The organism is Dyadobacter sp., assembly GCF_017744695.1.
Classification (GTDB): domain Bacteria; phylum Bacteroidota; class Bacteroidia; order Cytophagales; family Spirosomataceae; genus Dyadobacter.
The window spans coordinates 1850171-1874977 of record NZ_JAGIAS010000001.1; the positions used below are offsets into that span (position 1 = coordinate 1850171).

18 protein-coding genes and 1 tRNA gene are annotated in these 24807 nt (G+C 50.7%); 9 read left to right on the plus strand and 10 right to left on the minus strand.

Features of this window, described 5'->3' with window-relative positions; translation table 11 throughout:
• Window positions 1–2: 2 nt before the first annotated feature.
• Window positions 3–437 carry an NfeD family protein gene (locus tag J7619_RS07385; RefSeq protein WP_291196287.1) on the plus strand — a complete coding sequence of 145 codons (435 nt, stop codon included), beginning with the start codon at window positions 3–5 and terminating at the stop codon, window positions 435–437.
• Window positions 438–508: 71 nt separating this feature from the next.
• Here the strand turns inward: J7619_RS07385 and pafA (J7619_RS07390) are convergent, their stop codons facing one another.
• From pafA (J7619_RS07390) to J7619_RS07400, 3 genes are all read right to left on the minus strand, one after another.
• A complete protein-coding gene (gene pafA / locus J7619_RS07390; RefSeq protein WP_291196525.1) occupies window positions 509–2164 on the minus strand; it encodes an alkaline phosphatase PafA in 1656 nt (551 codons plus the stop codon).
• A gap of 120 nt (window positions 2165–2284) precedes the next feature.
• Entirely contained in the window at window positions 2285–3970 is a 1686-nt protein-coding gene (gene pafA / locus J7619_RS07395; RefSeq protein WP_291196290.1) for an alkaline phosphatase PafA, read from the minus strand.
• Between the two features lie 131 nt (window positions 3971–4101).
• Window positions 4102–6912 (minus strand): pitrilysin family protein, encoded by a 2811-nt coding sequence (locus tag J7619_RS07400; RefSeq protein WP_291196293.1) that lies wholly within the window; start codon window positions 6910–6912, stop codon window positions 4102–4104.
• Between the two features lie 168 nt (window positions 6913–7080).
• Between J7619_RS07400 and J7619_RS07405 the strand changes: the two genes are divergently transcribed.
• Window positions 7081–7476 (plus strand): hypothetical protein, encoded by a 396-nt coding sequence (locus J7619_RS07405; RefSeq protein WP_291196296.1) that lies wholly within the window; start codon window positions 7081–7083, stop codon window positions 7474–7476.
• 27 nt (window positions 7477–7503) lie between these two features.
• Window positions 7504–8031, plus strand: a complete 528-nt coding sequence (locus tag J7619_RS07410; protein WP_291196299.1) for a thioesterase family protein — start codon at window positions 7504–7506, stop codon at window positions 8029–8031.
• Here the strand turns inward: J7619_RS07410 and J7619_RS07415 are convergent.
• Window positions 8021–12646 (minus strand): translocation/assembly module TamB domain-containing protein, encoded by a 4626-nt coding sequence (locus J7619_RS07415; protein WP_291196303.1) that lies wholly within the window; start codon window positions 12644–12646, stop codon window positions 8021–8023. The genes J7619_RS07410 and J7619_RS07415 overlap by 11 nt on opposite strands.
• Before the next feature lie 69 nt (window positions 12647–12715).
• On the opposite strand from J7619_RS07415, the gene tsaD reads away from it, so the two are divergent.
• The 4 genes from tsaD to J7619_RS07435 are packed head-to-tail and all read left to right on the plus strand — an operon-like array spanning window position 12716 to window position 17503.
• Entirely contained in the window at window positions 12716–13714 is a 999-nt protein-coding gene (tsaD, locus tag J7619_RS07420) for a tRNA (adenosine(37)-N6)-threonylcarbamoyltransferase complex transferase subunit TsaD (protein WP_291196306.1), read from the plus strand.
• Window positions 13715–13740: 26 nt separating this feature from the next.
• The gene (locus J7619_RS07425; RefSeq protein ID WP_291196309.1) at window positions 13741–15369 is read left to right on the plus strand and encodes a T9SS type A sorting domain-containing protein; all 1629 of its coding nucleotides are present in this window, start codon (window positions 13741–13743) and stop codon (window positions 15367–15369) included.
• Window positions 15366–16697 carry an IPT/TIG domain-containing protein gene (locus J7619_RS07430; protein ID WP_291196312.1) on the plus strand — a complete coding sequence of 444 codons (1332 nt, stop codon included), beginning with the start codon at window positions 15366–15368 and terminating at the stop codon, window positions 16695–16697. Before J7619_RS07425 ends, J7619_RS07430 begins: the two co-directional genes overlap by 4 nt.
• Window positions 16698–16699: 2 nt before the next feature.
• Window positions 16700–17503 carry an MOSC domain-containing protein gene (locus tag J7619_RS07435; RefSeq protein ID WP_291196315.1) on the plus strand — a complete coding sequence of 268 codons (804 nt, stop codon included), beginning with the start codon at window positions 16700–16702 and terminating at the stop codon, window positions 17501–17503.
• 116 nt (window positions 17504–17619) lie between these two features.
• Here J7619_RS07435 and lpxA read toward each other — a convergent pair whose 3' ends face one another.
• The 4 genes from lpxA to J7619_RS07455 all read right to left on the minus strand — a co-directional run bounded on the left by lpxA (window position 17620) and on the right by J7619_RS07455 (window position 22224).
• Window positions 17620–18432: an acyl-ACP--UDP-N-acetylglucosamine O-acyltransferase gene (gene lpxA / locus J7619_RS07440; protein WP_291196318.1), complete on the minus strand. Its 813-nt coding sequence runs from the start codon at window positions 18430–18432 to the stop codon at window positions 17620–17622.
• Window positions 18429–19820, minus strand: coding sequence for a bifunctional UDP-3-O-[3-hydroxymyristoyl] N-acetylglucosamine deacetylase/3-hydroxyacyl-ACP dehydratase (locus J7619_RS07445; protein ID WP_291196321.1), 1392 nt, complete (start codon window positions 19818–19820; stop codon window positions 18429–18431). Before J7619_RS07445 ends, lpxA begins: the two co-directional genes overlap by 4 nt.
• 47 nt (window positions 19821–19867) lie before the next feature.
• Complete coding sequence (gene lpxD / locus J7619_RS07450) at window positions 19868–20908, minus strand: UDP-3-O-(3-hydroxymyristoyl)glucosamine N-acyltransferase (protein ID WP_291196324.1); 1041 nt, start codon at window positions 20906–20908, stop codon at window positions 19868–19870.
• An 80-nt stretch (window positions 20909–20988) separates the two neighbouring features.
• Window positions 20989–22224, minus strand: a complete 1236-nt coding sequence (locus J7619_RS07455; RefSeq protein WP_291196528.1) for an HD domain-containing protein — start codon at window positions 22222–22224, stop codon at window positions 20989–20991.
• 206 nt (window positions 22225–22430) lie between these two features.
• On the opposite strand from J7619_RS07455, the gene J7619_RS07460 reads away from it, so the two are divergent.
• Window positions 22431–22504, plus strand: a tRNA-Ile gene (locus J7619_RS07460).
• A 128-nt stretch (window positions 22505–22632) separates the two neighbouring features.
• Here J7619_RS07460 and J7619_RS07465 read toward each other — a convergent pair.
• Both J7619_RS07465 and J7619_RS07470 read right to left on the minus strand, forming a co-directional pair.
• Window positions 22633–23352, minus strand: a complete 720-nt coding sequence (locus tag J7619_RS07465) for a hypothetical protein (RefSeq protein WP_291196327.1) — start codon at window positions 23350–23352, stop codon at window positions 22633–22635.
• Between the two features lie 120 nt (window positions 23353–23472).
• Window positions 23473–24342 carry a hypothetical protein gene (locus J7619_RS07470; protein ID WP_291196330.1) on the minus strand — a complete coding sequence of 290 codons (870 nt, stop codon included), beginning with the start codon at window positions 24340–24342 and terminating at the stop codon, window positions 23473–23475.
• A 148-nt stretch (window positions 24343–24490) separates the two neighbouring features.
• Here J7619_RS07470 and J7619_RS07475 point away from each other — a divergent pair, with 148 nt between their 5' ends.
• On the plus strand, window positions 24491–24772 hold the full coding sequence (locus J7619_RS07475; protein WP_291196333.1) for a hypothetical protein: 282 nt from the start codon (window positions 24491–24493) through the stop codon (window positions 24770–24772).
• Window positions 24773–24807 lie beyond the last annotated feature (35 nt).

The window sequence follows — 24807 nt, forward strand, 5'->3', positions numbered from 1 at the left end:
TCATGGATTTGACCTTACCACAGATTTGGCTCGTCGTAGGGCTGGTAATGCTCCTGGCAGAACTGGTCAGCGTCCTGCTCGTGTTCGTTTTCTTCGCAGCCGGCGCATTGCTCACTTCCCTGCTCACGTCTATCGGACTACTCCCTAGTACTGAAAGCCAGATACTGGCATTTTCGGCTATCTCGCTGGTTTCACTACTCGTTCTCCGAAAGCACGCCCGTAAATTGCTCGAACGACGTTCCAGCCCCGAATACAGCGAATTCACCGGGGAAACGGCCATGGTGATCCGCGACATTCCAGGTAATGGCGAAGGCCGTATATACTACCGCGGCGCCGAATGGAAAGCTGTTTCGGAAAACCATCAGAATATCCCGGCCGGCAGCAAGGTAGTGATCAAAAAAACAGAGGGCATCGTCCTGATCGTGGAAGAATCCTGAAACATTCATCCAAACAAAAAGCCGTGGGCCCGATTGACTCGGCCCCACGGCTTTTTGTTTTTATACTAAAATTACTTTTTCAGCGCTTCCTCCACCGGATGTCCGATGTTGCCGCTCGCCGGTAAAATGTGCAGCAGCGAAGCGATGGTTGGTGCAATGTCGCAAACGGAAGTTCTCTTCACCGTCTCCCCTTTGTTAATGCCCCAGCCGAACATTACAAACGGCACCTGGGTATCATAGTTATAAGGCGTACCATGCGAGGTTCCTGTGGAAGTTCCGTAGAACCACCCCGGTTGTGAAATTACCTGCAAATCGCCGCTGCGCTTGGCATTCACATTATTCTTGTACAATTCCAGCTGATAAGTATTCAGCGGCGCTTTGCCCATGTCGGTCAGGTCGATCACGTCGGCGATGCCCGGCACCGTCAATGCGGCGTCACGTACCACGCTGTGCACGGCTGCGATAGTGATGTTCTTTTTTCTCAAAAGGTTGTGGTCAAAATAAAGCTGGTTGTTGTCGGTAGCAACCACATATTTATCTTTTCCAAAAGCCTCATTCAGCGCGTCGGTAACGGCGTTGGTCAGCAATTTACGATCGACCAGGCCTGCGGGCAACTTGTGCTCCTTCGCGAAGCCCGGCACATCCACCACCCCATGGTCGGCGGTCAGGAATACGGTATATTGCCCTTTTCCTACCCAGCCATCGAGGAAGTTGAACAAATCAGCAAACTCGCGGTCCAGGCGCAGAAAATCGTCCTGCTGCTCCACAGAGTTCGGTCCCACACGGTGGCCAATCTTATCGGTCGACGAGAAACTGATCGCCAGGAAATCGGTATCTTTCCCTTTTCCAAGTTGTTCGCCTTTGATCGCCTCGATAGCCATTTCCTTGGTAATGGTATTACCCCAGGGTGTATCGGTCACAATACCGAATGCATCACCCGCCATTCCGACGAGCTCATAAGGGAATACCGGCTTTTTCGCGCCCGGCAGTTTTCCTTCCCAGGCCACATCGTCCGGAGAGCTTTGTGTATAGGCATCCGCGGTCAACAGAAGGCCCCAGCCTTTTTGTGCATATTCGGCAGGTCTTTTCTTTGCATTGTAATCCTTGGCCCATTGCGGAAGGTCTTCCATATAATAGGTGCTGCTCACCCAGTTGCCGGTTTTGGAGTCAAACCAATAGGCGGCATTCGCGGCATGACCTGCGGGCAGGATCGAGCCACGGTCTTTGATCGCTACACCGATGGTTTTGGAACGGAAGTTGGTCGCGATGCGGAGCTGATCGGTCACCGTGCTCACGAGCAGATTTTTGGGAGACATTTTACCTACTGCCACGTTGCTGCTTCCAACGGTTTTCACCGTGCTGTCTTCCACACAATACACGTCCTGTTTCGCGATCGGGTCGTACCATTCATTGCCCACAATCCCGTTGATCGCCGGTACCGATCCCGTGTACGCGGACGCGTGCCCCGCAGCCGTTACCGTGAGCGCGTAGCTGTAATGGTTGTTTTGGCAGTTGAAGCCCTCATTCATCATTCTTTTGAAACCGCCCTCGGTATACTGGTCGTAATAGCGGTACAGGTAATCGTAACGCATTTGATCCACTACAATACCTACTACCAGTTTTGGGCGGGCAATGGCCGAAGTTTTTGTTGCGGCAGCTTTGGCAGCCGCGGCCTGCGCGGCGCCGGCTTTCTTGGGGGTTTGTGCGGAAACGGCCGTCATAGCCATTGCAGCCAATACCCAGCAAGCTAATTTTCTCACAGTTAAGGGATTTAGATAAAACAAAAAAACTGCGGAGCCGGATACAGTCCGAACCCGGCATGGCCCGCAGCGAATACTCTTTTCAGGTTACTTTTTCAATGCTTCCTGCACCGGGTTGCCCACATTACCACTTGGCGGCAGAATGTGCAGCAATGCCGAAATGGTCGGCGCTATGTCGGCGATGGAAGTACGGCGAAGCGTCTCGCCCTTGTTGATTCCCCAGCCGTACAGCAGGAACGGCACGTGCGTATCGTAGTTGTAGGGAGTACCATGGTCGGTGCCGGTACTCATAGTTGAAGCAAACCAGCCCGGTTGGAGCAATACTTGTAAATCGCCGCTGCGTTTGGCATTGATATTGTTCTTAAAAAGCTCCAATTGGTAGGTATTCAATGGCGCCTTGCCCATATCGCGCAGGTTGATTACATCGGCTACCCCGTCCACGGCCAGCAATGCGTCACGCAATGTCTGGTACACATCCGCCACGGAGATCTTCTTCTCTTTCAGTATCGCCTTGTTGAGGTAAAGCTGGTAGTTCTCAAATGCAGAAACATATTCCGCCTCCCCGTAAGCATCATTCAATGTTTTCACGATGGTGCGGGTCAGGGTGGTCGCATTCAGCAACCCCGCAGGCAACTTATGCTCCTGCCAGAATGCAGGCACATCCATGGCACCGTGGTCGGCAGTGAGGAACACGGTGTAATTGCCTTTGCCCGCCCAGCTATCGAGGAAGTTAAAGAAATCGGCAAATTCCCGGTCCAGTTTCAGATAATCGTCTTCCTGCTCCACCGAGTTCGGCCCGAACATATGGCCGATCCGATCGGGAGAAGAAAAACTTACCGCGAGGAAGTCGGTGTCGGCACCTTTGCCCAGGTTTTCACCTTTGATCGCCGCAATGGCCATTTCCTTGGTAATCGTGTTACCCCATGGCGAAGTTGTCATCGGGCCATAGGCATCGCCCGCATTGCCTGTCAGATCATGCGGGAACACCGGCTTCGTCGCAGTCGAGAGTTTGCCTTCCCAGGGCACATCGTCGGGGGAGCTTTGGGTATATTCTGCGATAGGCAACATCGTATTCCAGCCTTTACCCATGTATTCGGCAGGCTTTTTCAGGTTATTGTAATCTGCAACCCATTGCGGCAGTTGATCCGTGTAATAGGTACTCGTCACGAAATTCCCGGTTTTGGAATCAAACCAGTAGGCACCCGTTGCCGAGTGACCGGCCGGCAGAATGGAAGCACGGTCTTTGATCGCTACGCCGATGGTTTTGGAGCGGAAATTGGTGGCAATGCGCAGCTGATCGGTAACCGTGGTAACCAGCAGGTTTCGCGGCGACATTTTGCCTACCGTTACATTGCTGCTCCCTACTGTCGCAACCGTATTATCATCCGTGCAATACACGTTTTTGGCTTGTGCGACATCGTACCAGTCGTTACCCACAATACCGTTCATCGCTGGCATCGAGCCGGTGTAAACAGCCGAATGCCCGGCCGCTGTTACAGTCAATGCATAATGGTAATGGTTGTTGCGGCAGTTGAAGCCCTCATTCATAAGCCTTTTCAAACCACCCTCCTTGTATTTGTCATAATAGCGGTACAGGTAGTCGTAGCGCATCTGGTCGACGACCATGCCTACTACCAGTTTGGGCCGTGCCAGTTTGGCTGCCGCCGTAGGAGCCGTCTCCCCCGTTTTACTTTTGGTTTGGGCAAAAACAGGTTGAACAATAACGAGTCCTGCAAACAAAACTCTGAGAAGCGGATGATAGATCAATTTCATTGTGATGCTATTGACAGCGTGAGGTTCCGTGTAAATATTACTCGGCAAAGATAAAGATGTACTACGTTTAAAAGCAGAAAACCGGCGTGCATTTCACGACCGGTTCCCTGAATCTTAATTTTATTTTAATCTTATTTTTTGTCGCTTCCACCAAGCTGTGCAGGTGCCCCACCGGTTTGAGCGCCTTTTTTGGCTTTCTCAAAATCACCGGCTTTGATGATCACCAGCTTATTGTAGTCGATATGCTTGTTAAATGCAGCCTTGATCTGGTCCGGCGTCAATGCTTCGATTTTCTTCTCAAAATCGGCATCCCATTGCATGGTACGGTTTAAATAAAGGTTGCTGCTGAGCGTGTTGGTAAGCGACGCGTCCTGCGAGCGCGCTACCTGCCGCGATTGCAGGTATCCCGACTTGGCTGCTTTCAACTCGTCGGCCGTAAATCCTTCCTTCATCACCTTCTCGATTTCCTCTTTGAATGCCGCTTCCAGTTTCTCCGCATTCTGAGGTGCGTAAATGGCGTACGACATAAATGTACCGTTCTTGTCCAGCGGGCTCGCCGAGAATTGGGAGCCAACGCCGTAGCTCAACCCTTCCTTCTGACGAATACGGGTAGCCAGGCGCGAATTCAGGAAGCCTCCGCCGAGCATGTAGTTACCCATTATCAATGCCGGATAGTCGGGATCGGTATCCTGCAATGGCATATTCAACCCGGCCACAAACATCGCGTTGGCCTTATCCGGCGTCTCGATCGCCTTGTTTTCGGCCTTTACTGCCTGGTAAGGCGAAGCAATGCGGGTGAACGGCTTTGCACTTTTCCAGCTTCCGAACTCGTCGTTCAGGATTTTCTGGATCGCATCCTTGTCGAAATCGCCCACCACGGTGGCCGAGGCGTTGTTAGCCCCATAAAATTCCTTGTGGAATTGACGGATCTGGTCAATCGTCGTAGCCTTAATGCTCTCGACATCCTCATCGAACGTGCCGACGTAGCGTACGTCGCTTTTGGGGTAAGGCGAGGTAAGGCGGCGGTACTGGTTAAAAGCGATGGCCTGCGGTTCGCTCCGCTGCGATTCAATGCCCGCCAGTTCTTCCTGTTTCAGTTTTTCGAATTCGTTTTCGTCGAATGCAGGGGTTTTCAACACTTCCGCCACCAGTTTCATCACGGCAGGCAGGTTCTCTTTGGTTGTTTCAATACTCGCCCCGGCCTGATTGGTATTACCGAAGAAACTGACACGTGCTTTCAGACGGTCGAACTCGTCCTTCACCTGCTGGCGGGTTTTGGTTTTCGTACCCTTGTCAAGCATTGAGCCGGTCAGATCGGAGATCGTCGCCTTGTTTTGCAGGCTCTTCTCGTCGCCGAACCGGAGGAAAACGCGCGCCGCAACTACATTACCGCGGGTCTTTTTAGGTAGCAATGCGGTTTCAATCGTATTCGCTTTCTCGACCCGCGTCGTACGGCTTTCCACATTGGCCGGCGAAGGGTCAAATGCCTCGCCTTCCGCTACCACAGCCTCTCCCTTGTAGTCCTTCACGAGATCGGCTACTTTCGGCGCTTCGGGAATTTCGGCCCTTACCGGGTTAGCCTCAGGCATGAATGTACCCAGAGTGCGGTTCGATGGTTTGAAATAATATTGTGCGACCCGGGCTACGTCTTCGGGCGTTACTTTGCGGATATTATCGCGGAAAAGGAATGCCAGACGCCAGTCGCCCGTAGCGATGGATTCGCTGATGCTCAACCCCACCCTTTCCGAGTTCCGGAATTCGAGGTCCCAGTTTTTGAGAATCGTTGTTTTGGCCCTTTCCACATCCTCTTTGGATGGTTTGAACGTGGCAGTCGAATCCAGCGTCGCGGTGAATGCTTTTTTCGCTTCATCCAGCGATTTCTCTTTCAGGATTTCAGCCCCGAACAATACGAAACCGGGGTCGTACAGCTGGAATGTGTATCCAAATTGGGACGAGGCTTTCTTGGTGTCCACCAGGTTTTTATACAACCTTCCGTTTGGCTCCGTGGTAAGCACTTCCGTGAGCACCTCCATGGCAGGGTAATCGGCGTGCGAGCCAGGCATAATATGGTACATCGCCATCAGCATTTGCACATCGCCTGTTCTTTTCAACTCCACAAAACGTTCGCCGTCCTGGGTAGGCTCCACGGTATACGAGTGTGGAAGGACACGGGTCGGTTTAGGAATTTTACCAAAATATTCGTTGATCAATGCCAGCGTTTTAGGCTCGTCGACCTTCCCGGCCACCGTCAGCACCGCATTATCCGGCTGGTAATATCTCTTGTAAAATGCTTGCAGGTTTTCGATGGGTACGCGCTCGATGTCGGAGCGGTTACCGATCGTCGACTTGCCGTAGTTGTGCCACAGGTAACCTCCCGAAATGACCCGCTGCATCAACACGCGGAACGGACTGTTTTCGCCCGATTCGAACTCGTTACGCACCACGCTGAATTCGCTGTCGAGGTCCTTCTTGGCAATAAATGAGTTCACCATCCGGTCGGATTCCAGGTCGAGTGCCCATTTCAGGTTTTCGTCGGAGGCTGAGAAAGTTTCGAAATAATTGGTACGGTCATACCACGTGGTACCGTTCGGTCGCGCACCGTGCTCGGTGAGTTCCTGTGGAATGTTGGTATGCTTCGGAGAGCCTTTGAACACCAGGTGTTCGAGCAAGTGGGCCATCCCCGTTTCTCCGTAACCTTCGTGACGGGAACCTACCAGATAGGTGACGTTTACCGTGATGGTCGGCTTGGAGGGGTCGGGGAACATCAGTACTTTCAGGCCGTTCTCGAGATTGTATTCCGTAATCCCTTCCACGGACGTCACTTTCGTAACGCCTTTCGGCAACTGCTGCGCTTCCGAAGGCATTGCCAGCATCGCAGCAAGCATCATTCCGACGAGCGAGCCCTGCCTGAACAAATTTGTTCTTCTAGATTTCATGACCATATTAAAATCAATTAGTTTAGATTTATAATCCTTGAAAATAGTGCAGAATATCACATTTACCAATGGATTGGTGACAAATGGCAAAATATATACGTTGCAACATAATGTCGCATCATGCGTGTATGGGTTGCATATGAATTTTCAAAACACGTCCCTCATCGAAAGAGAATGACCACAATTAAAAAAGCCCCGATCCTGTTTTCCTTCCTGGCTGCTGCCCTGCTATCTGCCTGCGCAGGCAACGGGATCCCCATTTCATCCAATACCAAATACCCGATCCAGGTCCTGTACGATAACCAACCGCTGGAACGTCCCTATTCCGAATTGGCGGTGGTGGAGATCGGCAGCGAGGATTCGCTGACGGCCGACCAAACCAAGGACAAGCGGATGATGTTCCGCGGAAACGACGCCAAAACAAAAGAGCTCCTGACCGCACGGCTGGTTATGAAAGCCCAGAAAATTGGCGCCGATGCCATTATCAATGTGAAATACAAATACTACACAAGCGTGAATAAGGAAGGCTATATGCTGAGCGGGCTGGCTGTGCGGTACCGCGGAGAATGACACTGCTAACAAGATAAATTAAAAACCATGCTGTTTACTGCCAAACTATCCGACATGCCCGTCGAGGCGGAATCGAGGGTGATCATCCGTTTTCAGGATTGCGATCCGCTGATGCATCTGAACAACTCCAAATACTTCGATTACTTCTTCAATGCGCGGGAAGACCAGGTTTCCAAATTGTATGGTTTCAGTTTTGAGGCAATGTTCCGCGAGCTGCGTACGAGCTGGGTCGTGTACCAGCACCAGATCGCGTACGTAAGGCCCGCGCGCATCAGCGAGTGGGTACGCATTACCTCGCGTGTGATCTACTACAATGAAGACACGATGGTGACCGAGTATTTCATGACCAACGACCTCCGCACCGAACTCAAAACCGTGCTCTGGACTACTTCCAAGCATATCAGCATTGCCTCCGGGCAGCGTGTACCGCATCCGAAGGAGGTAATGGATTACCTGGGCGCGACCTGCGTACCGGGCCTCGATTTCCCGCACCTGCATTTCAACGACCGCATTCACGCGATCAAGCAGGAACTGGCGGCGGGCGCTAGCGTGTAGGGTCTTTTTCTGAGATCAGCTTTCTTGTGGTATCCTGTTTGGCATCCTGCGGAGCATCCTGGCGGACAGAATCGGCAGGCAGGAAGGGGATTCGCACGCCTGGTTTAGGCGAACGGGTGAAGCGGTTGAAACTGTGGGTAAACTGCATGCTCACACCGCCCGTCGTGAAGGTACCGCTGTTGAACACCAGGTTATTCTGGATATTCCGGTTGTAGGCCTTCACCCGCACCGAACCTTTGGCATTCAACCAGTACTCCAACGTCCACTCACCGAGCAAGCTCGCAGCATCGTATTGAGAGGCACCCGTTTGCGACTGCGTCCCGGAAGTAAACCGGCCGTCTCGCGTTACGCGAAAACGGTCGTTCAGGAACCGGTACGAGAAGCGCAGCTGCAAGTTATTCAATGCATTCTGGTCCAGGGAAAGGCCCGAAACACCCACTTCGAGATTTTCGTTGATACCCGAAGCCCAGCGGCTGATCTGGTTCGATACGAGTTCGCTGATGCTGCTTCCGAGAAAGTTCTGGCTACCTACCGTCGCCAGGCTGCTTTCAGGCAATAGCTGGTTCACGACAAGCAAGCTGCTCACCTGCCGGCTCAGCTCCTGTTCGTCTGATTTCAACTTGTTCTGAAATGCTTCCAGCTGGCCCCGGTAAGCGCTCAGCGAGGGATTATCGAGGATTTTCAGGTCATACCGGATGGTGGGCGACATCAGCCGTTCCGACAGCCCGATGGTCACCTCCACGGGATACCTTCTCGACAATGCATCCCCGCTGTTATTCCCCAGATTCCCGGTATTGGGCAGCACGCCCGCCAGCGACACCATTTGGGTGTACCCCGCCTTTACGTCGAGCTGTGCGCCGTAAGGATCACCCGCCCAGACGATCCTGCTGCCCGGCTTGATATTGAATTTCTTGTTGATGACATTCTGTAAAGTAAAATTATACTCTCCCTTTTCGATCTCGTACGTCCCCGCCATGGTGAAATCACCCTGGGTATCGATGTTCAGGTTGAGACGTCCGCTACCGTTTCCGCGCAACACGTCGCCGGTTTGCCGGTCGAAGATAATTTCGCAGGTCGCGTCGGGAGTAAGGTTGAAGTTGAAATCCATTTTGATCCCGCCTGCAATGTGGCTGCGGGCTACGGAATCAACAGCGGGAGCACCGGTTGTACTGTCGGCGGGCACCATTTTGCTCACAAACTGAATATAATCCTGCGTGGCCACTTCGGTAGCACCATCCAGCGGGATATGGATACGCGTGCCTTTGTTACTGGTCACATTGGCCTCGATGTTCAGGTTATCAATCGGCCCGTACACCGCCACAGGACCGGTTACGTAGGCCGTTCCGTAGAACATGTCATTATCCTTCACGGTGGTATTCAGGATTTTGAAATTGCGAAGGTCTGCATTGAACCCGAGCGAGAAATACTTGAAACCATCATGAAAAACCCCGCCGCGCAATGTCGCCGTATTGCCGTCGGAATCGGTAACGAGAATGTTATTGCCGGTGATCTCGCTTTCACTGAAATTGATTTTATCGCTGAATGTAAACACCGATTGCAGGTAATCAAACTTCATCCGGCCTTTATCCACAGTGAGCGACCCTTCCAAAACAGGCGCGTCGACCACCCCCTTTATCGATACTACCCCCTGCGCGGTCCCGCTGATGTCGGAGACCAGTCCTTCCGCGAAAGGTTCGAGCGCTTTGAAATCCGCCTGATTGAAAATGGCTTTCAGATTCAGGGTGTTTGTTTCGAGTTTTGGGCGATAGGATCCCACGAGGCTGAAAACCCGGCGTGCATTCTTGTTAAGCTGGGCGTCGATCTGCAACTCGCTGGTGATCTGGTCCCAATCGCCGGTCCCCAGCAGGTTACCGAACTCGTACTGACCATACCCAAGGCCTTCGATCGCAAAATTCGCATCGAGCATAGCACTGTTGTAAATATCCTTCACCTTGGCAGAGCCGTCCATGATGCCCGATAGCTTGGTGGTGAAAACTGGGTTCAAGCTGGCGAGTTTGAAGTTTTTAATATCCAGCAAAAGGCTCTTTTCCGGATCTTCCGACGCGGTTCCGCTGAGGAAAATGCGTTGCTTGCCGCTCACCAAACCGAGGTTCGACATCGTGATATCGTCGCCCACAATCGAAATCAGGCTCTCGGAAGGCACGTTCCATTCTTCATCCAGCAGGTTGAGTTTGGAGTTTTTGAAACCAATATCCAGACCAGCCGGCAGGAATCGTATCTCACCCGCCAGGTTGGCCCTGTTGGTACTTTTAACCTGATGGATCGCGCCGTTGAAATCGATATGGTCCACATCCCAGGTCCCTTCCAGCTCCATTTTCTCGGTAGGCACCATTTTGCTGATCTGCTGCTTGTCGGAAGTCACAAGAATGGACGCGAGTACTTCGGCGCTGTTTACGAATTTCGAGGTGGTAACATCCACTTCCGCATTCATAAACTGGTTTTTACCATAACTCACCGTATCCGACACCGCATTGAATGTCAGTACCGCCGTGTTATCCATTTTAAAAATTCCCTCCGCTTTTGCACCGCGGGAAATGTAAATATCCGGGCTGAGGAAAGCCAGGAACTTCGACAGGTTATGGGTCTGAACCGAGTAGTCGATATCGTACCTGCGCGACAGCATTTTCAATGGCTTCCGTGCGTAGTATTCATTCCGGCTGGCCTCGTTTTCAAAGAAATACAGTTTATATTCTTCCAAAACCTGGCTCACGTCCTTCCAGGCCTGTGTCGGCAGGAAGTTGCCTTCCACCTTGGCCGTCAGGAACTCGCTGTCGAGTTGCAGATGCCGTTTTCCGAGGTGGTTCCTGGAAGACAATACCAGCGTATCCACGACAAGGTTACGCTCTTTATTGGTCATCACGAGGTAGGTATTGAGTAATTTGGCATGACCAACCAGCTCATCGACCGTGTTACCCGTCACATTCACATTCAATTGCGTGCGGAGCGTGATCGGGTCTTCGCTGAAACCGAGTTCTTTCAAATTAGCCTTTTCGATCACCCCTCTGACGTCGAACATGTTTTGCTGCTTCGAAAGATCGAACTCACCGTCGAGGTTAACCACCAGGTTGCTATCGCGGGTGCTCACCAGCCCATTGAAATACTGGTTCTGCAAATTGCCTCTCAGCCGGATGTTTTTATAATCATAATTTCTGAAACCTACCCGGTGCACCAGCGCATTCATATCCGCGGAAGCGACCGAGAGTTCCAATCCTTTTCCGTATACCTTCCCTTCAAAATCCAGTTCCTGCCAGTTGTCCTCGTCTTCCAGCAAAGTCCCTAAATTGAAAGCCGACGTCTTCACCTCACCCGAATAGGTGGTCGTTTTGGCGTCGGCAATGTGGAACACCAGATCTCCCGACAGCTCGCCCAACTCCGACGAAGCCGACGCATTTACCGCAAAATCTTCCAGTGTCCCCTTGAATGTGCCATCCAGCAGGGTATAGCCGAATTTTTGCAAATCGGGGTGCATGTCCCATTCCGGGTAATATTGCACGAGGTCGACGGGGTCTATTTTGGAGACCGATAACCGGATGTCCATCAGCACGCCTTCGATCGTAGGAAGGCCCTTAAAACCGATATCGCCAATGAGCCTGCTGTTCTTCCCGAAGTGCAGGTCGGTATTGGAAAGCATAAAATCATCGACCTTCCCATTGAAATCGCCTGATATCATCCAGGTTTCATTCAAGCCATCGATGTAACTCGAAAACAAGCCCAGATCACGCGAATCCACCCGGCTACCGACGAGGTGCCCTTTCATGCGGATCTTGTGATTGAAGTCGCCCAACTCGCCCGACCGGTTGTAATAGAATATCACCTCGTCTTTCAAATGCGAATTGCCAATGTGCGCATCGAGCTCCTTCAATTCCATTTTTTTCTGGCAAAAAAGGAATTTAGTGTCGAGGTCGTGCATTTCAAGGCCCGTCTGCTTATCGACCGTTTTCAGGTTTTTGGCACGAAATGCAATGGTATCTCCCTGAACGAGGAAATCGCTGAGCTCGCCATAGAGGTGTTTGAGGCTGAAATGGGAGTAGTCAAATACCCGTGAACCGCGATCGCGGGGCTGACGCGGGTCGTCGTAACCGAATGTACCGTCGATCACCTTCGCTTTGCCAATGATGAAAGGCGTGTTGTTCTCGGGCGCATTCGGCGGCCTGGGCACTGCCGGAGCGGTGAGCTCGTTAATGCGGGCGATGAAGCCGTCGATGTTGAGGTCGCCCGATTTCGGCACTATGACCAGGTGTACATCAGGCCGGTACACATTGACTTCGTCCAGAAATATCTCCTTCGCCGAGTCGCGGAGAATATTGTTAAGATTCAGATTGACATCCAGGCGACCGACATCGATCATGTCCGCACCCGAGGAATCCTTCACCGAAACGCCTTCCAGCGAAACCACGTCGAACCATTTGATATTAACCCTTTCAATGGAAATGGGATAATTCAGCTTGGCGGAGATATCGGCCGTTACGTACCCTACGGCCCAGGTTTGCACCGAAGGAAGCTGTAATGCGGTGGTAGCAATTCCAAGCGCCAGCAGCACGAAGATGATAACCACGATCAGACCATTACCAAGCGCCTTCAGGAATTTTAACATATATAGCTTCGCAGCGGGATACTGCTTATCTTATTGTTAATGCTTAATTTTGCGAATATTTTCCACAGTATGAATATCCTCGCCATTGAATCGTCGTGTGACGAAACCTCCGCAGCTGTTATAACAAACGGGAATATCCGCTCCAATGTTGTTGCTACGCAACTCATCCACACCCAGTACGGCGGCGTCGTTCCCGAACTGGCTTCGAGAGCGCATCAGCAACACATTCTGCCGGTGGTGGACAAAGCATTGAATGATGCAAAAATAGCAAAAAAAGACCTGGATGCCATTGCTTTTACCAAGGGGCCTGGTTTACTGGGCGCTTTGCTGGTAGGTACTTCGTTCGCAAAGTCCATGGCGCTCGGATTGGATATCCCGCTGATCGAGATCAATCACATGCAGGCGCACGTGCTCGCGCATTTCATAGATACGCCCAAGCCTGCATTCCCTTTCCTTTGCCTTACCGTGAGCGGTGGACATACCCAAATCGTAAAAGTCACCGGCCCGCTCGAGATGGAAATTATCGGCGAAACGCGCGATGACGCAGTGGGTGAGGCTTTTGATAAAACGGCCAAGCTCCTCGACCTGCCCTATCCGGGCGGCCCGCTGATCGACAAATATGCCGCGCAGGGGAATCCCCAAGCCTTCCCATTTCCGCTTCCGGAAATACCCGGGCTGGATTTTTCATTCAGTGGGATTAAAACTTCGTTTTTGTATTTCCTCCAAAAACAGGTCCGCCAGAATCCGGATTTCATCAAGGAAAACATAGCCGACATTTGTGCCAGCATTCAGTTTACTTTAATTGATATTCTCCTTAAAAAACTAAAAAAAGCATCCCGCGAAACGGGTATTAAGGAAATTGCGATCGCCGGCGGTGTTTCCGCTAACTCAGGTTTGCGCAAATCGTTGCAGGAACTCGGCGAACAGCTGGGCTGGAATGTGTATATTCCTGCTTTCGAATATTGTACGGATAATGCGGCCATGATCGCGATTGCGGCGCATTACAAATTCGAGGCGGGCGATTTCTGCGACCAGACTGTCAGCCCGCTTGCGAGGATGGAGTTTTGAGGTATTACTAATCTGGAAGGGATTGTATGAAACATTTTTGCCTGAGCATTCTTTTTCTTTCAATCCTGCCGCCAATCGGTCCGCTGCTCGCACAACAAGCGCGCACGCTCCGCAGTGACCTGACGATCAGGCCATTCTTCCGGATCGACAGCACTGACACCCAAACCAGGATCGCGTACGACGCTTCCGATCAATCGTTTTATACCATCGCCTGGAATGGCGACCTGTTTCACCTGACCCCGAACGGATCAGGGAATTACAGCATCCAAAGACTGACTTCGGCACAGGATCACGGCATTAACTACCTGCAAGGGCTTGCGCTACACGAAGGCAGCGTTTACCTGGCCGGTAATGTGGTCGTTGCGCAAGGCGTTTCAGGCTACGGGAAGGCGGTGAAAGCCCGGTTGACCGGCGGTAAGCCGGTTTGGACTGAAATCTTCAGAACCGCCGAACACGCCTCTTCCAAAACGCTTTTCGATCACGCATTCAGCGCCATCTGTTTCTCGCCCGACGGCAAGGATATGTACATCGCCAGCGGCTCGCGCACCGATCACGGCGAGGTGAAGGATAATGAGGGCCTTTACCCCGACCTGCGCGAAGTTCCATTGACAGCCTGTATCTTCAAAATACCCGCCAATACCGAAAACCTGCAACTGCCTAAGGACTCGGCCGCGCTCGCGCCTTACGTTCACGTGCGCGGGGTGCGGAATGCTTTCAGCCTCGCATTTGCTGCCAACGGCGACTTGTTCAGCGTCGAAAACTCCGGCGACCGCGACGATCCCGAAGAAATGAACTGGATAAGGCCGGGTGCACATTATGGTTTTCCCTGGGAAATGGGCGGAAACGATACGCCTATGCAATTTGCCGGATACAAGCCGGCGGACGACAAGCTAATCAACCGCAATTATACCGCTTACCAGATCGGCGCGTTTCATGACGATCCGCAATATCCCCAAAAACCCCAAAACCTGATTTTTCGCAAACCAATCCAAAATGCCGGTCCGGACGCCGATATGTACCGCGATCCGGCCACGGGGAAAGTGATGGACGCGAGCGAAACCGGTAAGACAATCAGCACATTCACGGCCCACAGATCGCCGCTAGGACTCGTTTTTGATACAAAATCAGCCTTTGGCGGGGAATACAAAGGCAAAGGGTTTGTGCTGAATTTCCAGGAGGGCTCCGCTACTTACGGACCGATGCAGGACCCCGGACAGGACTTGCTCATGCTCGATCTGAAGAAAAATACGGCCGGCGATGACTATACCCTGAACGCCTACCGCATCGCCTCCGATTTTTTCCAGCCGACGGATGCGACCATCGTCGACAATAAGTTATATGTGCTCGAAGGCCAGGGCCAGATTTGGGAAATCACTTTTCCCAAAGAAGTCGTCACAGCGGTGAAACCCGCACACGGCATTTTCACCGTATACCCGAACCCTATTAGGGGCAGAATGCAGATTGAAGGAACATCGACCTTGCAAAATGCCCAATTAACGGTTACCGATATGACCGGCCGCACGGTTATCCGCGAAAAAAGACGGGTAAACGGAAAAACGGAACTGGATGTTTCCAAACTCCCTGCTGGCACTTATGTGCTTCAAGTGGAGTCGCAGCAACAGCAGGTTACCACCCGATTTGTCGTCAACCCGTGAGAACGTTCGTGCTATCGGCACTCGCGATCGCTTCCGCGATCTGGTTGTCATGCGGCGACTCGACGACGCCGAACCCTCCTGCTACCGGCGGTAACAAGCCTCCCGAACTCACCAGTTTCTCCCCTCTTTCAGGCCAAAAAGGTACTGTCATCCGAATTCAGGGCAAGTATTTCAGTAATGATCTGTCGAAGGTTTCGCTTCAAATCAATGGTTTGAAAGCGACAATCAATGCTGTTACCGATACTGAAATAACCGCGGTGGTTCCCGATAAATGTGGTTTAGGAAAGTTGGAACTCACGGTAAATAGCAAAAAAGTCACTTCTGCGACAGCATTCCGCTATCTCTACACAGCCACCACGAGCTACTTCTCAGGCAGCGGGGCCGGCGGCTTTGCAGATGGCCCACCCGAAAAGTCCAAATTCGGGACGTTATACAACATTGCCATGGATAGCAAGGGCGTTATGTTCGCTGCCGACCTCGGTAACTGCATGGTCAGGCGCATCGAAACCGACGGCAGCACTTCCACTGTTGCGGGTGCGGCGAGTGGGGGATTCAAAGACGGCAAAGGCAACGAGGGTTTGATGAAGTTCCCGATCGGCATCGAGCTCGCACCCGACGGGTCGATATTCGTAGCCGACCATAAAAACAATGCTATCCGTAAAATATTCGCGAACGGCACACTCACCACCGTCGCAGGGGAGCCATCCCGTCCCGGATCTGCCGACGGCGGGCTGGCATCCGCCCAATTCAATGAGCCCTATGGTATAAAACTGGACAAAACAGGCACGCTCTGGATTTGCGATACCGGGAACGGGCTGATCAGAAAACTTTCGGAAGGACAAGTCAGTACTTTCGCCGGCAGCACGCCCGGCTATGCCAACGGTAAACTCAGGGAAGCAAAGTTTTACATGCCGGCTTATCTGAACTTTGATGCAAACGGCAACATTTTCGTCGCTGACAAACACAACCATTGTATTCGCAAGATCACCCCCGACGGCATGGTCGTCACATTTGCAGGGACACCTACCCAGGCCGGCTACCACGACGGCGAAGCCGGGCAGGCGATGTTTAACCAACCTTGCAATATCCAGATCGACAAACTCGGGAACCTCTATGTGAACGACCTGTGGAACCACTGTATCCGCCTCGTGTACCCCGACGGGTACGTAACGACGCTCGCAGGCAAGGGCGGGACGGAGGGTTATCGGGAAGGAACCGGTGATCATGCACTTTTTAAGCATCCGCAGGGATGTACTTTGGACAAAGACGGAAATCTTTTTGTTACAGATTCAGCTAACCAGCGTATACGTAAGCTGACCATCCAATAATCATGGCCATGACATTGTCAGAAATCTGGGTTTATCCTGTAAAATCCCTCGGCGGGATCAGGCTCACCAAAGCATTAACAGAAGAAAGAGGGCTTCAATATGATCGCCGCTGGATGATCATTGATGAAGAAAACGTGTTCATCACGCAGCGCGAACATTTGAAAATGGCGCTGATCGACGTCGCATTAACAGAAGGAGGATTGAAAATATACCTCCGTGCCGACCCGACGGATTTTGTACTCGTTCCTTACCAACCGGTCACCGCACTACCTGTGACCGTGCAAGTATGGGACGATACCGCGGAAGCGCTCACAGTCTCCGACGAAGCCGACGCATGGCTTACCCGGCAGCTTGATATGAACCTTCGGTTGGTAGTAATGCCCGATTCGACAGAAAGGAAGGCGGATCCACGCTATGCGCGGCACAACGAAAACGTAAGTTTTGCGGATGGCTTTCCTTACCTGGTCATTTCACAGGCTTCCCTCGACGATCTGAACGGCCGTTTGGCCGAGCCGATCGAAATGAGGCGTTTCCGGCCTAATTTCGTCATCAGCGGCACCGAACCATTTGCGGAAGATCAATGGAAGCGCATTACTATTGGCGACCTCCATTTCGAAGTGGTCAAACCATGCGCGCGCTGCGTGCTCACGACCATTAATCCCGAAACCGCCGAAAAAGGCGCCGAGCCGCTCAAAACCCTGGCAAGCTACCGGCGGAACGGCAACAAGATACTCTTCGGCCAGAATGTAACGGTGCAGAATTTCGGAGAATTGAAGATTGGCGACCAGCTCATGGTCCTCGAATAGCAAAAAAGCTCCGTTATCAGCGGAGCTTTTGCATTGTAATTGAAATCTTCAGAACCACAAACCACATCTTGCTTACGGCCTACGGCTTATTGCTTACAGCTTAATCGCCCAAAACATCACGATTGCGCTTCTGTTTCGCTCGCTCCGGTTGTCTGGAACGGGCTTTTCATAATCCCTCTTTCCGAGTTGCGGATAAAATTGATGATTTCGTCGCGTTCGTCCGAAGGCGCCATTTCGAGTTCGATCTTTTGAAGCGCTTCCGCATTATTGAGGCCCTTCATGTACACGAAACGGTAGATATTCTGAATGTCGATAATCTGCTCATTGGTAAAGCCTCTTCTGCGCAGCCCTACGGAGTTGATACCCACGTAAGAAATAGGCTCGCGTGCGGCTTTGGTAAACGGAGGAACATCCTTCCGCACCAGCGAAGCACCCGATACAAATGCGTGGATACCGATCTTGACGAACTGATGCACCGCACTCAATGCACTTACAATAGCCCAGTCGCCCACATGGACGTGCCCTGCCATTTGTACATTATTACCGATGATGACGTTGTTCCCAACGCGGCAATCGTGTGCCACGTGCGCATAAGCCATGATCAGACAATCGGAACCCACCACTGTTTTCCAATGCTCCTCGGTACCACGGCTGATCGTCGCATATTCGCGGATCGTCGTATTGTCGCCGACCACCGTCAGGGTGTATTCATTATTGTATTTCAAATCCTGGGGCGTAGCCGAAACGACGGCACCGGGATATATCTTACAATTTTTACCAATACGCGCACCCGAATTGATTACAGCGTGTGATCCTATCCACGATCCTTCCCCGATCTCAACATCGGCATGGATCATGGCAAAGGGTTCAATCTCTACATTCTGAGCAATCTTAGCGTCAGGATGGATATATGCTAATGATTGAGTCATTTTTTCTTTACCAGGCTTGCTATCATATCCGCTTCACACACCAGCTGTCCGGCTACATATCCCCGGCCGCTCATTTTAACTATCCCCCTCTTCATCGGCGAAGTGAATTCACATTTAAAAATAACTGTATCCCCCGGAAAAACATTGCGGCGGAAACGGCAGGCATCGATTCCGATGAGGTACGGCCAATAATTGTCCGGATCGGGAACGCTGGAAAGTACCAGGATTCCACCCGTTTGCGCCATTGCTTCCAATTGCAGGACGCCAGGCATTACCGGGTTACCCGGAAAGTGCCCCAGAAAAAATTGTTCGTTGATCGTCACATTCTTCACCCCTACCACGCTGTTTTCGTCGAGCGCGATGATCTTGTCGATCATCTGGAACGGATAGCGGTGCGCGAGCAGCTGACCTATCTGGTTAATATCGAATACAGGTGCTTTGTTGGGATCGTATTGCGGGATATCTCCTTTTCCCGATTTGATCAGTTTTTTGATCTTTTTAGCCAGAGCCACATTCGCAGCGTGTCCCGGACGTGCCGCAAGGATCTGCGCCTTGATCGGCCGACCTACCAGCGCAAGGTCACCAATGAGGTCGAGCAGCTTGTGGCGTGCCATTTCATTGGAATAATGCAGGTCCACATTGTTGAGGATACCTTTGGATTTGTCGACACTGACTTTCGGCTTGTTCAAAAGCTGAGACAAATGGTCCAGCTCACCATCCTTCACCTCGCGGTCCACGATCACGATCGCATTCGTAAGGTCGCCGCCTTTGATGAGGTTCTGCTTGTAAAGTGCTTCCAGCTCGTGTAGGAACACGAATGTACGGCACGATGCGATATCGTCTTTGAAAAGCGTGATATCGTTCAGAGAAGCGTGCTGGCTGCTGATCACGGTAGAGTTATAATCCACCATGACCGTGAGGCGGTAGTCCGAAAGCGGTAGTGCCACCAGCTCGGTATCTTTATCCTTATTCTTATAATGTACGTATTCCGGAACTTCGAAATAATTGCGGTAGGCGTTTTGTTCCTCGATACCTGCATCGAGCAACGCATCCACGAATTTGATGGAGCTGCCGTCCATGATCGGCGGTTCGGGTCCGTCGAGCTGGATCAGCACGTTATCGATCTGCAAACCTACCAGCGCGGCAAGTGTGTGCTCAACCGTATGGATCCGCGCGCCGTTCTGCTCGATGGTAGTACCGCGGGAAAGATCCACTACATTATCGACATCTGCATCTACAATGGGCTGGTCGGGTAAATCAACACGTTGAAACTTGTACCCGTGGTTGGCTGGCGCCGGCACGAATGTCATCGTAGCGACAACACCGGTATGTAAACCCACTCCAGTTACGGATACAGACTTAGAAATGGTTTGTTGTTTTTCGTTCATTATATCTATTTCCTTTTCTAAATAAGGTGCGTCCGGACATGCTGTTATTACTGAAAATCAGACGTTTCCTGCTTGCGTTCCAGGTCTTTCAGCCGTTCTTCCAGCTCAGGCAGCCTACGCACCAAAGCCATGGACCGTAAATGTTCGTTCAGGTCCCTGGCGGGGGAGCCCGATAGCGACAGGCCTTCCTTTTTAATGGATTTGCCAAGCCCGCTCTGAGCTCCGATCTTCGTATTGTTTGCTACCGTAATATGGCCAACCAAACCAACCTGACCGGCAATCACACATTGATCGCCCACAGTGGTAGAACCGGACACTCCCGACTGGGCCGCAATTACGGTATTTTTTCCAATCTCTACATTATGTGCGATCTGAACCAGGTTATCTATTTTCGCTCCCCGGCGGATAATGGTCGAGCCCATCGTCGCACAGTCGATCGTCGTGTTGGAACCGATGCTCACATTATCCTCTATTACCACATTTCCCAGCTGCGGGATCGTCTTGTAACTGCCATCGGCCTGTGGAGCGAAGCCGAAGCCGTCGCTGCCGATTACCGTGTTGGCAAAAATGGTCACATTCTTACCGATCACCGTGTTGTCGTAGATCTTCACACCGGGATGGATCACCGAATAATCGCCTACCTCAACCCCGTCGCCCAACCAGGCCTGCGGGTAAATCTTCACTTCTTTTCCAATCACGCAATTTTTCCCGATATAGGAAAATGCGCCTCGGTAACAGTTCTCTCCCGTCTGGCTGTTCTCTCCGATGAAACTCGGCTGCTCCACCCCCGACTTGATGCCGGCGAGGCGTTTCTGATATTCCTCCAGCAGGATCGTGAAGGCGGTATAGGCATTATCGACGTAGATCAACGTCGCTGCAATATCTTTTTTGGGGACAAAATCTTTATTGACAATTACTGCCGAAGACTGTGTGGAGTAGATATAATGCTCATATTTGCTATTGGCCAGAAAAGATATACAACCCGGCAGGCCCTCTTCAATTTTTGCAGCCGAACTAATTGTAATCTGATCATTTCCAACAACAGTTCCATTCAGCATCTGAGCAATCTCGCTGACAGTAAATTTCATATTTTATCGGCTAATTTCGGGTAATAGTATTCGACTACGTTGTAAAAATTATTAATTCTGCCTTCTTTTTTGGATCCTGATTAACCACGCAAAGATACATTTTTACCCCAACATACATAGTACTTGCGTACAATCTTAGTGAGGGCTTCGATGGTCGGAATGTCGGACGCATCGGCTATATCCAGTAAATTCCCTTTTTTCATTTTCACGCGGATCGGGTCCTGTTCTTTCGCGTAGGCCCAATTGGTTGTTTCGCCCGTGATCAGGAAATATTTCATATCCGTTTCGGAGATCCCGCGTGCCGTGAGTCGCTCGCGAAGCGGCGCTAATGCCTCTTCCCCCGGCGGCTCACTGAAAAAACTGATTTTGAACAGGTTCCGATCCAATAGCATTTGACATAACGTCGATAAAACAGGGTCCGGATGGGTTTTCCATCCTTTTACAGATGCCCATACGTCGTTATCATCCAATCCGTTGAATGCCGCCAGCAAATCGGGTTCATTATCAAAATCCGCGAGAGTAAACCGGTTGTAAAGGAAGCGAGCAAAATCGGGTGTGGCGAAAAGCGGCTCTCCTGCCGCCGCCAGTTCGCGGGCGCGGTGCATGATCTGCGTGAGCATCGCCTGCGCGCTCAGGAGCGTCTTATGCAGGTACACCTGCCAGTACATCAGCCTGCGTGCATGCAGGAAGTTTTCGATGCTCAAAAGCCCTTTTTCCTCCACCACCAGCTGGTCATGGCTGATATCCAGCATTTTGATCAGGCGATCGGCGCCGATGGACCCTTCGATGACCCCCGTGTAGAAGCTGTCGCGGTTCAGGTAGTCCATCCGATCCATATCCAGCTGGCTGGAAATCATCTGGTGGTAAAACTTGCGCGGATACTTCCCTTCGAACATCTGGATCGCGATATCGAGCCGGCCGTTCAACTGTCGGTTGAGGTCCTTCATCATCACCAGCGTAATCGCTTCATGTGGGACACCGGGAAGCACCACACTTTCCAGGACGTGCGAAAACGGCCCGTGCCCCAGGTCGTGCAGCAGGATCGCCGCCTGCGCCCCCTCCGATTCAGGCTCCCAGATCATATGGCCCTTTTCCTGCAGAGTCCGTAACGCCTGGCTCATGAGGTGCATGGCGCCGAGCGCATGATGGAAACGTGTGTGTAAAGCGCCGGGATAAACGATATCGGCCAGGCCGAGCTGCCTGATCCTCCTGAGCCGCTGAAAGTAAGGATGATCGACCAGATCGTAAAGCAGATCCGACGCGATGGATATAAATCCGTAGACCGGATCGTTGATGATTTTCCTTTTATTCAAAATCGATTTTTTGGCAAAAGTAATAAACAACCAACGGACAAAAGAAGCTAATCTTGTTGCTTTCATTTGGAGAATTGAACCGATTCGCTAATTTTGCACTCCAAACGAGGTTTGAGAATGAGTAAATAGCTCACAAACCATATAACCGATCGCTTAGGACAACTGACTCATAATCAGTAAGTATCAAACTCGAAGCAGATCACAAAAAAGGGCCTATAGCTCATTCGGTTAGAGCAACTGACTCATAATCAGTAGGTGCCTGGTTCGATCCCAGGTGGGCCCACTCTCAAAATCAAGGACTTAGCATCGAATTGCTAAGTCCTTTTTCTTTTACTAACAGTGCAACTAACAGTGATTGAGCTAAAACAAAAAAGCCCGACGTGTGCCGGGCCTGTGTGCTGCATATTTGTTTTAATGATCCCATTTAAGGCCTGATATATCAAAATCAATATACTTTGTTCCCGCTTCATAGAATTCCGCTCCGATCAGCAAATGCTTAGATTTCTTCATACGGCTAATAAATTCGTCGGCTGAGGCGATGAATATTAATTCCGAACTACCATTATCGGTCTCGTGAAAAACGAAGGTCTCGGGCGCTCCCTCATCAAACTTTACTTTAAGTCGATTCGCCTCTCCGATTCTGTAAATAAACTGACACTTATCGCATCTAAGCATTACGTCGTTTTGGCCGTCGGAATGTCTCACGATTAATCCGAAGGTAGTTCCGCCGTCGTATGGGAAGTCAAAATTAATCTCCTCTGTCGCGAACGTGTTTGCAAAATACCTCTTCTTCGATGTCATTCTGTCAACATCATCACTATACAGCCAGTCGCTTATTTCAAGGAGTGTTGTATCGGCGGCGGAGATTGTGGTATCAAGTCCAGCATTACTAATGGGTGCCTTGCTCCCGCTGTCTGAAAATTGGTAAGGAGATTGTTGGTTTTTTGATGCGACCCAGACCAGAATAGCGATATAAGCAATGCCAATCAAAGCCCTAATTGACTCTGGTAATACTCGCATTTTATAGAGTCCGTAGAATCCTGCGGGAGGGAAGACAAAAACAAGCAATACAACTAACCATATCTGGTTGTACCACTTGTGTTTATCGGGCTGATTGGAAGAGGTGTTCATTGTGTTAGTCAAGGGGTTCTGTTCGAGCCTTAACATAGTAGATTTCCTTAAATTTGTCAAATTCTGCAATTAATTCACTGGCAGAGTTGCGGCCTGTACCCAATGGGGTTTTTCGGTTTACTAAGTAAAATTTAGAGGAAGTTGGGCCCCTGGATTTCGATATCTTGTAATGGCTACAATTTCGTAAATTTCAAAGATGTCAGTGAAGGGTAAAGTGATGGCAGGAAACTTCGATTGATCGGGATGTGTCGAGGCTAGCTCTACCTCACTGGCGGAAATATTAAGATTCTTTATTTTTCTAACAAAAACGCCTTGTTTGGCTGTTATAATGGCGAGGTGCGCCGTGGAAAGGCCTATACGTCTGTTTTTTGGCTCTATTCGGATGCCAGTTACAATGTCTCCAATTCTAAGATCGTCCTCGTCATTGGAATTTAGCCCACTATCGTTGACATAAAAGGACCTGTATAACCCGAATTTGACAGATTCCACGGCCACCGCATGGCGGGCGAAAAGGTCAATTTCCTCTAAGTCGTCCCAAACCTCCGCGTAATAGTCATACCCATAATCACGACTGATGTACATCAAAGGGGTGGTAATTAAATATCTGTCCACGCCTCCCCGGAACCCCCAGAATTCTGTTGAGTTTTCGCGTTTTATCAATTCAAACCCGGCCGCTGACCAATTGTTGTTTTTATCTTGATCTGGACCGGCGCTCAATAAAGATTGTTCTCCGCCAGCCAGGGGGGTTCCGTCAGGATTGAAAGGGAGAGAGGTCTGTGAGCTATTTGTCATTCCGCCCTTGCCAGTAAGTAGCCAAATGATGTTTAAATCTGGGTACTGTACTGCAATCTTTGCAAGAACTGCTGAGCTTATATTGGAATTCAGTCTAATAGACTTGTACAATGCTCCTCTAGATAGGCCTATTTCGTTTTCAACGACATAAGCAGTAATTCCCTTATAGTCAAGGTATTGTGAAAATCTCTCAAACATTTCTATAAAATTATTGCGCAAACAGTTGCTTTGATGTAAAAATGTACACTACATTTGATGTACTAAATGACGCGTCAAATGTAATTTGTATGCATTTAGTATCCTAAATGTAGTTATTTAATGGTAAATAGTAAACTATTAGACGTAAATGCAAACCGTGGCAACAAGTATCGAAACTCTTCTTGGCAATGCGATCACAAAGATCAATACTTTGCCAGGCGCAAACGCAAAATTTTACGAACAACTCGGTAAGTCTAGAACAGTCGTATCTAATTGGAGAAGAGGGATTTCTAAGCCCTCTGATAACGATTTAGCTCTATTCTTTAAGACCGCAGCTTCAATTATCCGGGAATTCGAGGAGCTTCAAAAAAAACAAAAAGTATTAACGCAAGCGGCCATAGCTGAATTGGAATCCCTCATTTCGGTCTAATTAAGGGTACTGGCTATCTATAATGCGCAATGTCT